Source organism: Streptomyces sp. NBC_01092, from assembly GCF_045039535.1.
GTDB lineage: Bacteria > Actinomycetota > Actinomycetes > Streptomycetales > Streptomycetaceae > Streptomyces.
In genome coordinates this window covers 6,012,303-6,025,662 of sequence record NZ_CP108659.1, presented here as the reverse complement: position 1 = coordinate 6,025,662, position 13,360 = coordinate 6,012,303, and the positions used below count along the sequence as shown (strand labels likewise).

At 69.7% G+C, this 13,360-nt stretch carries 8 protein-coding genes; 5 read left to right on the top strand and 3 right to left on the bottom strand.

Going from position 1 to position 13,360, the window contains the following annotated elements:
* Nucleotides 1-238 precede the first annotated feature (238 nt).
* A complete protein-coding gene (gene ssd, locus OG254_RS27500; protein ID WP_405586720.1) occupies nucleotides 239-1,366 on the bottom strand; it encodes a septum site-determining protein Ssd in 1,128 nt (375 codons plus the stop codon).
* Nucleotides 1,367-1,923: 557 nt separating this feature from the next.
* Between ssd and OG254_RS27495 the strand changes: the two genes are divergently transcribed.
* Nucleotides 1,924-2,757, top strand: coding sequence for an HAD family hydrolase (locus tag OG254_RS27495; protein WP_405586717.1), 834 nt, complete (start codon nucleotides 1,924-1,926; stop codon nucleotides 2,755-2,757).
* 443 nt (nucleotides 2,758-3,200) lie between these two features.
* Here OG254_RS27495 and OG254_RS27490 read toward each other — a convergent pair whose 3' ends face one another.
* Complete coding sequence (locus OG254_RS27490; protein WP_405586715.1) at nucleotides 3,201-4,025, bottom strand: oxidoreductase; 825 nt, start codon at nucleotides 4,023-4,025, stop codon at nucleotides 3,201-3,203.
* 148 nt (nucleotides 4,026-4,173) lie between these two features.
* Between OG254_RS27490 and OG254_RS27485 the strand changes: the two genes are divergently transcribed.
* The gene (locus tag OG254_RS27485) at nucleotides 4,174-5,181 is read left to right on the top strand and encodes an ATP-binding protein (protein WP_405586712.1); all 1,008 of its coding nucleotides are present in this window, start codon (nucleotides 4,174-4,176) and stop codon (nucleotides 5,179-5,181) included.
* 17 nt (nucleotides 5,182-5,198) lie between these two features.
* On the opposite strand, the gene OG254_RS27480 is transcribed toward OG254_RS27485, so the two are convergent.
* Nucleotides 5,199-6,503: a hypothetical protein gene (locus tag OG254_RS27480; protein ID WP_405586709.1), complete on the bottom strand. Its 1,305-nt coding sequence runs from the start codon at nucleotides 6,501-6,503 to the stop codon at nucleotides 5,199-5,201.
* A gap of 296 nt (nucleotides 6,504-6,799) precedes the next feature.
* On the opposite strand from OG254_RS27480, the gene OG254_RS27475 reads away from it, so the two are divergent.
* From OG254_RS27475 to nhaA, 3 genes are all read left to right on the top strand, one after another.
* Nucleotides 6,800-9,430, top strand: coding sequence for a bifunctional SulP family inorganic anion transporter/carbonic anhydrase (locus OG254_RS27475; protein ID WP_405586706.1), 2,631 nt, complete (start codon nucleotides 6,800-6,802; stop codon nucleotides 9,428-9,430).
* A 278-nt stretch (nucleotides 9,431-9,708) separates the two neighbouring features.
* On the top strand, nucleotides 9,709-11,667 hold the full coding sequence (gene acs / locus OG254_RS27470) for an acetate--CoA ligase (RefSeq protein WP_405586704.1): 1,959 nt from the start codon (nucleotides 9,709-9,711) through the stop codon (nucleotides 11,665-11,667).
* A gap of 246 nt (nucleotides 11,668-11,913) precedes the next feature.
* Nucleotides 11,914-13,353: a Na+/H+ antiporter NhaA gene (nhaA, locus tag OG254_RS27465; RefSeq protein WP_405586701.1), complete on the top strand. Its 1,440-nt coding sequence runs from the start codon at nucleotides 11,914-11,916 to the stop codon at nucleotides 13,351-13,353.
* Nucleotides 13,354-13,360: the final 7 nt, after the last annotated feature.

Genomic DNA, 13,360 nt, shown 5'->3' with positions numbered 1-13,360 from the left:
CCACCGCCCGGACTCACCGAGTTCACCGAATTCACCGCAATGGCCCCACTCACCGCGCTGACCGCCCCTTGCGACAGCCGCCACCGGGCAGCGGCGCCACCTGAGCCGTCCACCGCTGATGCGGTCGAACCGGCCCGCACCCCTGCGGCCACCGTCCTGCCCGACCGCCACCGCTCAGGCGCCGCCCGCACCGACCCGGCCTCGCCCCCGCTCACCCAGTGGAGCTCCGATGCCGCACTCATGCCGCCCTCGCTTCGAGCATCGACCGCTCCCAGAACTCTCGGCAGAACCGCGCCAGCGGCCCCCGTCCCATCGCCCCCGGAGGTTCCTTGCTCTCGTGCGGTCGCAACAGCCCCGGCTCGACCGGCACCTCACCCACCAGGGGCAGATCCAGCAGTCGGGCCACCTCGCGGTCGTCGAGTCCGGGCGCGTAGGGACCCCGAACTGCCACCCGTAGGTCCCGCAGGACCAGCCGGACCGCGGATGCCATCTGCCGGGCGGCAGCGACGGCGCGCAGTTCGGCGGGGACGACGAGGATGCCGACGTCGAGTTGGGCGAGGGCCTCGGCGACGCCGTCGTCGATGCGGCGGGGCAGGTCGACGACGACTGTGCCGCCCCGGCGACGGGCCGCGGCGAGCACCGCTCGCACCGCCTGCGGCGGAACGGCTACGCATTCGCCACGGTCCCAGCTGAGGACCCGCAGGGAATGCAGCTTCGGCAGCGACTCCTCCAGCGCGCCGCTGCCGAGCCGCCCGCGTGAGCCGGCGAACGAGGGCCAGCGCAGCCCCTCTGCCGCCTCGCCACCGAGCAGGACGTCCAGTCCGCCGCCCAGCGGATCGGCGTCCACGAGGAGGGTGCGCAGTCCCTCACGCGCGGCGGTGACGGCGAGGGCACACGCGAGCGTGGACGCTCCGGCGCCGCCTCGGCCGCCGATGACGCCGACGGTGAGGGCGGGTCGGCCGACTCCTTCGGCGACGTCAGCGATGCGGTCGACCAGCCACTGTTCGCCGTCCGGCAGCATCAGGACGTGGTCCGCCCCGATCTCGACGGCCCGGCGCCAGACCCCGGCATCGTCCTGGTCGCGGCCCACGAGCACCACCCCGCGCCTGCGTCCCGCGCCATGCACGCGGCGTGCGGCGTCGTCCCCGACCAGGACGAGCGGCGCCGCCTCCCAGCTGCCTCCGGGCTCGGGCACTGAGTGGTGGACCTCGGGTGTGGCGCCGGCCGCGGCGCACAGGCGCAGCAGGTCGTCCAGCAGTTCGGCGTCTTCCGTGACGATCAACGGCCTGCCCGGCTGCCCTGAGGCGGCGGGCGGTGGATCGTGTGTGACGGCTGCGGTCACGGTTTCCGTCCCCCTTCGCTGCATCACTCGCGCAGCCCTGCGGCCCCGCGATTCCCAAACGTGTGAAGAACCGGCAACCGGCCTCCATATGAACGGCCGATACGAACCGGCCAAACACGCCCGACTAACCGGAACCGGCCATCAAGTCGGCCCGAGCCGGACGCGTTGGAATCACGGTGCAGCGATCCCGGAAATCGTGTGGATCTTGGTCGATAACTGTGGACAACTCGGTGGTTGTGAATATCGCCGTCACCCAAACCGGTGACCCGGCACCGACCCCTGTGCGACTCCCGCAGAGCAGCACGACGGCTACACACAGTCACGGATCATGAACATGCCGAATAGGCGGCCGCAGCCGCCTCGTTCCGGCCTCGCGGCCACGTTCGAAAGGGGAAAACCCACCGGGACATGCGACGACCCCCGCCGGGGGGGAGAGCGGGGGTCGTCTCCACGGCCGACTCGGGGGGGGAGGAGTCGGACCGCGTTAGCACGGTCGCGAACGATCCGTGACTTCCATGGTGTACCCGAGAGCCCTCTCAGGCAAACCCACGCGCCCACCTTACGCCGAATGGGCTGCGCCTATGCTCAGGGTCGTGGAAAACCACTCCTTGCCCCGCACAGCGGCCTTCTTTGACCTGGACAAGACGGTCATTGCGAAGTCGAGCACGCTCACCTTCAGCAAGTCGTTCTACCAAGGCGGTCTGATCAACCGCAGGGCCGCCTTGCGGACCGCATATGCCCAGTTCGTCTTCCGCTTGGGCGGTATGGACCATGACCAGATGGAGCGCACGCGCGAGTACCTCTCCGCGCTCGTCCGCGGCTGGAACGTCCAGCAGGTCAAGGAGATCGTCGCCGAGACGCTGCATGACCTGATCGACCCGATCATCTACGACGAGGCCGCCTCCCTCATCGAGGAGCACCACATCGCCGGCCGCGACGTGGTGATCGTGTCCACCTCGGGCGCCGAGGTGGTCGAGCCGATCGGCGAGTTGCTCGGCGCGGACCGCGTGGTGGCCACGCGCATGGTCGTGGGGGACGACGGCTGCTTCACCGGCGAGGTGGAGTACTACGCGTACGGCCCGACGAAGGCCGAGGCGATCAGGGAGCTCGCCGCATCCGAGGGCTACGACCTCGACCGCTGCTTCGCCTACAGCGACTCGGCGACCGATCTGCCGATGCTGGAGTCGGTCGGGTATCCGCACGCCGTGAACCCGGACCGAGCGCTGCGCCGCGAGGCTCTCGCGCGCGGGTGGCCCATTCTCGATTTCCATCGCCCGGTCCGGCTCAAGCAGCGGATCCCCTCCTTCTCCGTACCGCCGCGTCCGGCCCTGGTCGCGGCGGCGGCCATAGGAGCCGCGGCGGCCACGGCGGGCCTGGTCTGGTACGCGAACCGACGCCGTACGTCGCTTGCCTGACCTGCACTTTCCGCATTCCGGGCACCGATTCGACAAATCGATGCCCGTTTCAAGTGATTTGAGACTAAAAGTAAAGAACTGCGGCAACCCCTTCCGCTTGGTTGTGACCTGGAGTACAAAGGAGTCAACGGCCCGCGAGACCAAGGACATCCGCGAGGATCACCTTAAATACGCATTTGGCCCCACGGACCGAGCATGAACACTGGGCACCCACGCGACGTCGACCCGTCGATTACGGGCCAGCCGCACCAGGTGACGGGCAAAGCTCCCGACCTGATGGGCAATATATCGAGGACGCTTGGTAACCCGGTGAACATGCCAGCGGCGGTACGAAATCTCGTACCGCCGCAACTCTGTTCAGGCCCCGCGCGTGAATCCTGGAACGCCACGACGCCTCACGCGCGCGTGCGCCACACCGCCCCGGGCCGCTACGCCACGTCGCGCTATGCCGCCCCGCGCTGGAGCGCCTCGCACACCGCCGTCGACTCGCGCGCCCCTAGCTCGATCGCCCTGCCACAGTGGGCGATCCACGCGGCCATGCCCTCGGGAGTGCCGGACACATAGCCCTCAAGCGCTGCCACATAGGCCGCGCGGCCCAGTTCGGCGTGGCCGACCTCGGCCGGGCAGACGGACTTCGGGTCGAGGCCGCTGCCGACCAGGACGATGCGCTCGGCCGTGCGCGCAACCAGGCCGTTGTGGGAGGTGAAGGGGCGCAGCGCGAGGAGCTCACCGTGCACGACGGCCGCCGTCACCAGGGCGGGCGCCGAACCGCCGGCGATGACCAGTTCGGCCAGTCCCTCCAGACGGCCGTGCACCTCGGCCGCGCTCGGCAGCGGGAGCTCGATCAGGGGCTCGTCGACCGGCTCGCCCGCCTGGCGCGGGCGCCCGACCTCGTCCTCCTTGCTCGCCGCGGCCACAAGATGAAGCCGGGCCAGCACCCGCAGCGGCGACTGCCGCCAGATGGACAGCAGTTGGCCCGCCTCGGCCGTCAGCCGCAGGGCCGCACCCACGACGCGGGACTCGTCCTTACCGCTGAAGTCGGTACGCCGGCGCACCTCTTCGAGAGCCCAGTCGGCACCCGACAGCGCCGCGGAGCCACGGGCGCCACGCAGGGCCGCCTCGGAAGTGATCTCGTTGCTGCGGCGCCGCATGATGCGGTGCCCGTAGACCCGGTCCACTGCCTTGCGCACGGACTCCACGGACTCGGGCACCCCGGTCAGTGAACCGAGCGCCGCGAGCGGATCGGCGCTCGCACCTGTCGTACTCATGAGTACGACACTACGCGCCCCCGGTCACCCGACCGCCACCCCCCAACGAGCTTCGCGCGCCCCTTCGATCGCCCTCCCCCCACGATCGAGTGGCCTTCTTCACGTACGCCTGCCACATACAGCTATCGCGCGACTACTGTTCGTGAACATGAAAATTGCTTTCGTCGGAAAGGGCGGCAGCGGCAAGACGACCCTGTCCTCCCTCTTCATCCGTCACCTCGCGGCCGCCGGAGCGCCGGTCGTGGCCGTCGACGCCGACATCAACCAGCACCTGGGAGCCGCGCTCGGCCTGGCCGACGCGCAGGCGGCCGCACTGCCCGCCATGGGCGAGCGGCTGCCGCTCATCAAGGACTACCTGCGCGGCACCAACCCGCGGATCGCCTCCACGCAGACGATGATCAAGACAACACCGCCCGGCGAGGGTTCTCGGGTGCTGCGGGTGTGCGAGCACAACCCGGTGTACGACGCCTGTGCCCGGCCGGTGGAACTCGACGGCGGCACCGTCCGTTTGATGGTCACCGGCCCCTTCACCGAATCCGACCTCGGGGTCGCCTGCTACCACTCCAAGACGGGGGCGGTGGAGCTGTTCCTGAACCACCTGGTGGACGGCCCCGACGAATACGTCGTGGTCGACATGACGGCGGGCTCGGACTCCTTCGCCTCCGGGATGTTCACCCGGTTCGACATCACGTTCCTCGTCGCCGAGCCGACCCGGAAGGGGGTCTCCGTCTATCGCCAGTACCAGGAATACGCCCGCGACTTCGGAGTCGTCCTGAAGGTCGTCGGCAACAAGGTGCAAGGGCAGGACGATCTCGACTTCCTCCGCGCCGAGGTCGGGGACGACCTGCTGGTGACCGTCGGGCACTCGGACTGGGTGCGCTCCATGGAGAAGGGCCGACCGTCCCGGTTCGAGCTCCTGGAGGACGCGAACCACCTCGCCCTGCGCCGGCTGCGCACTGCCGTGGACGCGACGTACGAGCTGCGGGACTGGGAGCGCTACACCCGCCAGATGGCGCACTTCCACCTGAAGAATGCCCGGTCGTGGGGGAACGAGCGCACCGGGGCCGACCTGGCGGCGCAGATCGACCCCGGCTTCGTCCTCGGGGAGAGCGTGTCCGCCCCCGGAAGCAACTCCCCTCTGATGCCTACTGCTTGAGGGGCGGAGCCTGATGCCTACTGCTTGAGGGGCGGAGCCCCGGGCACCCCCTTCGGAGCCGGTGCGGGACGCCCCGACAGGAAGGACGCCCAGCCCTGCTTCGGGGCCTCGCCGACCTCCAGGGTGCGCAGCTTCCGCAAGGTCGCCGGGTCCTGGGCGTCGAGCCAGTCGGTGAGCTGCCGGAAGGACACGCAGCGCACGTCGGGCTTGTTGCAGACGGCCTCGACGACTTCCTCGACGGCGCGCATATAGGTGCCGCCGTTCCAGGACTCGAAGTGGTTGCCGATGATCAGGGGCGCGCGGTTGCCGTCGTAGGCCCGGTGGAAGCCCATGAGCAGGCCCTCCCGCATCTGGTCGCCCCAGAACTCGTGCTTGTCGGGGTCGCCCTGACTCGTGGTGCCGGACTGGTTGACCATGAAGTTGTAGTCCATGGTGAGCTGCTCGTAGGAGTGCCCCGGGAATGGCACGAGCTGCAGCGACAGGTCCCACAGGCCCTCTCTCTTCACGGGCCAGAGCTGGTTGTTGACGCCGCTTGAGTCATAGCGGAAGCCCATCTCCCGGGCCGCCCTGACGAAGTTCTTGCGGCCCTCCAGACAGGGCGTGCGGGCGCCGATGAGCTCCTTGTCGTAGTCGAAGGGCAGAGGGGACGCCTTCGTCATGCCGGTGTTGGTCTTCCAGGACTTGACGAATCGTTTCGCCTGAGTGATCTCGTCCTTCCACTCCTCCACCGACCACTCGCCAACGCCTCCACCGCTGCCGCAGAAGTGGCCGTTGAAGTGGGTGCCGATCTCGTTGCCCTCCAGCCATGCGAAGCGCAGTTGCCTCACGGTGTCGCGGATGCCCTCCTCATCGTTGAAGCCGATGTCGGAGCGGCCCGGGGAGTGTTGCGGGGGCCGGTACAGGTCGCGTTTGTGGTCCGGCAGCATGTACACGCCGCTGAGGAAGTACGTCATGGTCGCGTTGTTCGCCTTGGCGACCTTGCGGAAGTGGGAGAACAGCTTCTGGCTGTCCTCGCCGGCGCCGTCCCAGGAGAACACCACGAACTGCGGGGGCTTCTGACCTGGCTTCAGCCGTTCGGGCCTGGACAGATGCGGCTGCGCGCCGGTGTACGCGGTGGACCCGTCGCCGATCAGGTGGATCGCGGTCCCGGGCGCGGGCGCCGCGGGCTTCGCCTTCTGCGGCCCGGACGTCACAGGAGCGGAGCGGCCGCTCGTGCATCCGGCGAGCGATGCGGCGCAGACCGCGGCGACGGCGGTACCCGTGGCGATTCGGTGTGTCGCGGCGGTTTTTCGGGGGGCGGCGAACCTGCGGGTGGCAGCCATGTTCGGTCCACCTACTTCCTTCTCTCGGGTGGCGACAGCGCCGCCAAGGTCGCATGGGACCGAGAAGGAATTAATACGACAAGCCGACTAATTAGCTACTTCACTCTTCAGGGGGATTTATTAGTCCATTTGCTCGGAAAATCTATTCCGGGCCTTTACTCTGCATTACGATCCGTTTACCGACAGTTGATGCATCCCGCCGCTGCATGCCGTGACCACACGGCCGCGACCCGACCCCCGCCTCGAGCGGGGACCGCCAGATCCGCGACCGCGCTGCCCCGGAGGAGACGGGAAAAATGTCAGCCTGCGTCCCCACCCGCGCCGACGAGCCACGTCGAGAAGAGCACAGCCACGAAGCACACAGCCCGCCTCCGACCCGGCGCCGCCGCCCGCACATCGCGGGTGCCGACCTGTCGGCCTCGATCGCGGTCTTCCTGATCGCACTCCCCCTGTCCCTCGGCATCGCCCTCGCCACCGGCGCGCCCTTGCAGGCCGGCCTCGTCGCCGCCGCCGTCGGAGGACTCGTCGCCGGACGGCTCGGCGGTTCCCCGCTCCAGGTCAGCGGCCCCGCCGCCGGACTCACGGTGGTCACCGCCGAGCTCATCCACCGATACGGATGGCGTACGACCTGCGCCATCACCGTCCTCGCCGGCCTCGCCCAACTCGGCCTCGGCCTGCTGCGCGTGGCACGCTCCGCGCTCGCCGTCAGCCCCGCCATCGTGCACGGCATGCTTGCCGGCATCGGCGTCACCATCGCCGTCGCCCAGCTGCACATCGTCCTCGGCGGCATCCCGCACAGCTCGGTCCTCGACAACATGCGTGAGCTGCCCGCCCAGTTGGCCGGTGTGCATCCCGCCGCCCTGTCGGTGAGCGTGCTGACCCTCGCCGTGCTGGTCGCCTGGCCCAGAATTCCCGGCCGGGCCGGACGGCTCCTGCGCAAGGTGCCGACCCCGCTCGTCGCCGTCGCCGTCGCCACCACGACCGCCTCACTCACCGGCCTGCGCCTGCCCAAGGTCGACCTGCCGTCCTGGAGCAGCCACGCACTGGCCGCGTTTCCCGACGGCCCGGTGCTCGGCCTCGTCGCCGCCGTGCTCACCGTCACGCTGGTGTGCAGCGTGCAGTCGCTGCTCGGCGCGGTCGCCGTGGACAAGCTGGTCGCCGGCCGACCGGCGCAGTCCGCCCGTGTCGGACGCTCCCACCTGGACCGCGAGCTGCTCGGCCAGGGCGCCGCCAATGTCGTCTCCGGCGCCCTCGGCGGACTGCCCATCGCCGGCGTGGCCGTGCGCAGTTCCGCGAATGTGCAAGCCGGTGCCGTGAGCCGGAACTCCACGATGTTGCACGGCGTTCTCGTAGTAGTCGCCGCGCTGCTGATGGTCCCGATCCTGGAGCTCATCCCGCTCGCCTCGCTCGCCGCCCTGGTGATGGCCGTCGGCATCCAGATGGTGTCCCTGCACCACATCCGTACGGTGACCCGCCACCGAGAGGTGCTGGTGTACGCCGTCACCACCCTCGGCGTGGTGCTCTTCGGGGTCCTGGAGGGCGTGACCCTGGGCATCGCCATGGCCGTCGGCGTCGCCCTGCACCGCCTCACCCGCACCCGGATCACCCATGACGAGACGGAAGGAGTCCATCACGTACATGTAAGAGGGCAGTTGACGTTCCTCGCGGTGCCGCGGCTCAGCCGGGCCCTGCATCTCGTACCCCAAGGCGCCCACGCCGTGGTGGAGTTGGACGGGTCGTTCATGGACCACGCGGCGTACGAGTCACTGCAGGACTGGCAGAACACGCACACCGTGCACGGCGGCACCGTCGAGCTGGTCGGCCGCAGGTCCGGAGTCCGCATCGGCGAGCCGACGGGACCGGCCGGTCTCCAGGCCACCGGGATCGTCGCGGACGAGTCGGCCGACTGCCGCTGCCACCCCTGGACGGCCTGGCGCAACCACCAGTGCGAGCTCCCGGAGGCCGCCCTGTCCCGCGACGGGCAGCCCGGGGAGGCCCAGGCGACCGGGAGCGACGGATCCACGGCGCCCTCCGACACGGACGCCCACGGCGGCACCGGCGGTACCGGCGGCGCTCGCGACACCGGCGACCCCCACCCGGGGGGCGGGCCCGGCGATGCCGCCGGCGCAGACGGCCTCACCCACCCCGGCCACCCCCACAACAGCCCTGCCGCCATGGGCGAAGACAGAGGCACAGGTACAGGGACAGGGACCGTCACCGGCACCGGCACCGGCACCAGCCCCGACGCCAGTCGCCCCAGTGCCCGGCAACTGGCCCGCGGCATCAGCGCGTTCCAGCGCAACACCGCACCCCTGGTACGGGGCGAGCTGGCGCGGCTGGCGCGTGAGGGGCAGCAGCCCTCGCAGTTGTTCCTCACCTGCGCGGACTCACGAGTGGTGACGTCGATGATCACCTCCAGTGGTCCCGGCGACCTGTTCGTGGTGCGCAACGTGGGCAACCTCGTGCCGCTGCCCGGCCGGGAGAGCGGGGACGACTCGGTGGCGGCCGCGATCGAGTACGCGGTGGACGTGCTCCAGGTGCGGTCGATCACGGTGTGCGGGCACTCCGGGTGCGGGGCCATGCAGACGCTGCTCACCTCCGAGCCCGGCGCCTCGCAGACCCCGCTCAGCCGGTGGCTGCGGCACGGGCGGCCGAGCCTGGAGCGGATCTCCGACGAGAGCCGGCCCTGGGCGAGGCTCGCCGGGCGGGCGCCGGCCGACGCGGTCGAGCAGCTCTGCCTGACCAACGTGGTCCAGCAGTTGGAGCACCTGCGCGCGCACGAGTCGGTGGCCCGGGCCCTACGGGCGGGAGCGCTGGAGTTGCACGGGATGTACTTCCACGTGGGCGAGGCACAGGCGTATCTGCTCGCCGAGGGACACGGGGACAAGGTGTTCGATCATGTGGGCGTGGCGGATCTGTCGGCCTGATCCAGGCAGTCGTGCGCGGCCCCGGTCTGTGCGGGGCCGCGCTTCCCGTGGGGCCCGCGTTTCGCCCGCGCCCGGCCAGGATGTGACAGGGATTACAGACCTGAACCGCCCCCGTCCGGCGTCCGTGGGAACGGGTGACCCAAGCGCCGACAGCCGCTCGGGCCCTGACCCCCACTGACAGGTCTAAACCAATTTTCCGGCGACCCTTGTCATCGGACCCCCGGGTCTGATGAGCTGTGGCCTGGGACACAACGGACACCCTGGGAAAGGGAGATGTCGTGAGCAACGAAAGCCTGGCCAACCTGCTGAAGGAAGAGCGCAGGTTCGCACCCCCCGCCGACCTGGCCGCAGGCGCCAACGTCACGGCGGAGGCGTATGAACAGGCCAAGGCTGACAGGCTCGGCTTCTGGGCCGAGCAGGCCCGCCGGCTGACCTGGGCCAAGGAGCCGACCGAGACGCTGGACTGGTCGAACCCGCCGTTCGCGAAGTGGTTCAAGGACGGCGAGCTCAACGTCGCGTACAACTGCGTGGACCGGCATGTGGAGGCCGGGCTCGGCGACCGGGTCGCCATCCACTTCGAGGGCGAGCCCGGCGACAGCCGCGCCCTCACCTACGCCGAGCTCAAGGACGAGGTCTCCAAGGCGGCCAACGCCCTGCTGGAGCTGGGCGTTCAGAAGGGCGACCGGGTCGCCGTCTACATGCCGATGATCCCGGAGACGGCGGTCGCGATGCTGGCCTGCGCCCGGATCGGCGCGGCGCACTCCGTCGTCTTCGGCGGGTTCTCGGCCGACGCGCTGGCCACCCGTATCCAGGACGCGGACGCCAAGGTCGTCATCACCTCCGACGGCGGCTACCGGCGCGGCAAGCCGTCCGCGCTCAAGCCGGCCGTCGACGAGGCGATCGGCAAGGTCGACAACGTCGAGCACGTGCTCGTCGTGCGGCGCACCGGCCAGGACGTCGCCTGGGACGACAGCCGTGACGTGTGGTGGCACGAGATCGTCGAGCGGCAGTCCGCCGAGCACACCCCCGAGGCCTTCAACGCCGAGCAGGCGCTCTTCATCCTCTACACGTCCGGTACGACGGGTAAGCCGAAGGGCATCCTGCACACCTCCGGCGGCTACCTCACGCAGGCGGCGTACACGCACCACGCGGTCTTCGACCTCAAGCCGGAGACGGACGTGTACTGGTGCACCGCCGACGTCGGCTGGGTCACCGGCCACTCGTACATCGTGTACGGGCCGCTGGCGAACGGCGCGACGCAGGTGATGTACGAGGGCACCCCGGACACCCCGCACCAGGGCCGTTTCTGGGAGATCGTGCAGAAGTACGGGGTGACGATCCTGTACACGGCGCCGACGGCGATCCGTACGTTCATGAAGTGGGGCGACGACATCCCCGCGAAGTTCGACCTCAGCAGCCTGCGGGTGCTGGGTTCCGTGGGTGAGCCGATCAACCCCGAGGCGTGGATCTGGTACCGCAAGCACATCGGCGCGGACCGGACCCCGATCGTCGACACCTGGTGGCAGACCGAGACCGGCGCGATGATGATCTCGCCGCTGCCGGGCGTCACCGAGACCAAGCCCGGTTCGGCGCAGACCCCGCTGCCCGGCATCTCCGCGACCGTCGTGGACGACGAGGCGAACGAAGTGCCCAACGGCGGTGGCGGCTACCTGGTCCTGACCGAGCCGTGGCCGTCCATGCTGCGCACCATCTGGGGCGACGACCAGCGGTTCCTCGACACGTACTGGTCGCGCTTCGAGGGCAAGTACTTCGCCGGTGACGGGGCGAAGAAGGACGACGACGGGGACATCTGGCTGCTCGGCCGGGTGGACGACGTCATGCTCGTGTCGGGGCACAACATCTCCACCACGGAGGTCGAGTCCGCCCTGGTCTCGCATCCGTCCGTCGCCGAGGCGGCCGTCGTGGGCGCCGCCGACGAGACGACCGGGCAGGCCATCGTCGCCTTCGTGATCCTGCGCGGCACGGCGAACGCCGAGGACGAGGGCCTGGTCAACGACCTGCGCAATCACGTCGGCACCACCCTCGGCCCGATCGCCAAGCCGAAGCGTGTCCTGCCGGTGGCCGAGCTGCCGAAGACCCGCTCCGGCAAGATCATGCGCCGACTGCTGCGGGACGTCGCCGAGAACCGCCAGCTCGGCGATGTGACGACGCTGACCGACTCGACCGTCATGGACCTCATCCAGGCGAAGCTCCCGGCGGCGCCGAGCGAGGACTGAGTCTGCGGCTGCGGAAATCCGCTGAAGGGCCGCCCCGCGCATCACGCGCCGGGCGGCCCTTTTCTGCCTAACGTGAGACGTACCGGACCCCTTCCGTCGCCCCTTAGGCAAAGTAAACAAAGCCACCTTAGGTAAGCTAATAAAAAAGACGTCAACCCTCGTCAACCCAAAGACGTCAACCTCAGGTGCGCCGGGAAGTCTGGTCGGCAAGTGCTCCGTGCTGCCCACCGACCGGAGGTCTCCCCTGTGACCGCGCCCCGCACCCCCGCTCCCGTCCGCAAGGTCTTCGGACGGCTCTCGTTCCCCGAGCGGACCTTCATCGCGGACGCGCTGCGCACCGAGACCGTCGGCGGCGTCCTGCTGCTCCTCGCCGCGATCGGCGCGCTGATCTGGGCGAACGTACCCGCGCTGGCCGACAGCTACGAGACCGTCGGCCACTTCCACCTGGGCCCCGCGGCCCTCGGCCTGGACCTGTCCGTCGAGCACTGGGCCGCCGACGGACTGCTCGCGATCTTCTTCTTCGTCGCCGGGATCGAGCTCAAGCGTGAGCTGGTCGCCGGCGATCTCAAGGACCCGAAGGCGGCCGTGCTGCCGGTCGTCGCCGCGCTGTGCGGGATGGCGGTGCCCGCGCTCGTCTACACGCTGACCAACGTCACCGGCGGCGGCGCGATGGACGGCTGGGCGGTCCCGACCGCCACCGACATCGCCTTCGCGCTCGCCGTGCTCGCCGTCATCGGCACCTCGCTGCCGAGCGCTCTGCGCGCCTTCCTGCTCACGCTCGCCGTCGTCGACGACCTGTTCGCGATCATCATCATCGCGATCTTCTTCACCGACCGGATCAGTTTCGCCGCCCTCGGCGGCGCCGTCGTCGGGCTGGGCGTCTTCTGGCTGCTGCTGCGCAAGGGCGTACGCGGGTGGTACGTGTATGTCCCGCTCGCCCTCGTGATCTGGGGGCTGATGTACAACAGCGGCGTCCACGCCACCATCGCGGGCGTCGCGATGGGTCTGATGCTGCGCTGCACCCGGCACGAGGACGAGCAGCACTCCCCCGGCGAGCACATCGAGCACCTCGTCCGCCCCCTGTCGGCGGGGCTCGCCGTCCCGGTGTTCGCGCTGTTCAGCGCCGGTGTGGCGATCTCCGGCGGCGCGCTCGGCGATGTGTTCACCCAGCCGGAGACGCTCGGCGTGGTCCTGGGGCTGGTGGTCGGCAAGACGGTCGGGATCTTCGGCGGTACGTGGCTGACGGCACGTTTCACCAGGGCCTCGCTCAGCGACGACCTGGAGTGGGCGGACGTGTTCGCCGTCGCGACCCTGGCCGGCATCGGCTTCACCGTCTCGCTGCTCATCGGCGAGCTCGCCTTCGCGGGCGACGCCACGCTGACCGACGAGATCAAGGCCGCCGTACTGCTCGGGTCCCTCACCGCGGCGATCCTGGCGACGGTGCTGCTGAAGATACGGAACGCCAAGTACCGCAGGATGGTCGAGGCCGAGGAGCGCGACGAGGACGCGGACGGCATTCCGGACATCTACGAGCAGGACGAGCCGGAGTACCACCTGCGCATGGCCGCCATCCACGAGCGCAAGGCCGTCGAGCACCGCCGGATCGCCGAGGAGAAGATCGCCGCACGCCACGCGCTTGCCGAAGTGACGGGCAGGGCAGGCGAGGAGGACCACCGTCGGGCATGATCTGACG

Bases quoted from the DNA above. Each gene is read 5' to 3' on its own strand.
- ssd (WP_405586720.1), bottom strand. From the start codon at position 1,366: ATGCAGCGAAGGGGGACGGAAACCGTGACCGCAGCCGTCACACACGAT.
- OG254_RS27485 (WP_405586712.1), top strand. From the start codon at position 4,174: ATGAAAATTGCTTTCGTCGGAAAGGGCGGCAGCGGCAAGACGACCCTG.
- OG254_RS27480 (WP_405586709.1), bottom strand. From the start codon at position 6,503: ATGGCTGCCACCCGCAGGTTCGCCGCCCCCCGAAAAACCGCCGCGACA.
- OG254_RS27475 (WP_405586706.1), top strand. From the start codon at position 6,800: ATGTCAGCCTGCGTCCCCACCCGCGCCGACGAGCCACGTCGAGAAGAG.
- OG254_RS27490 (WP_405586715.1), bottom strand. From the start codon at position 4,025: ATGAGTACGACAGGTGCGAGCGCCGATCCGCTCGCGGCGCTCGGTTCA.
- OG254_RS27495 (WP_405586717.1), top strand. From the start codon at position 1,924: ATGCTCAGGGTCGTGGAAAACCACTCCTTGCCCCGCACAGCGGCCTTC.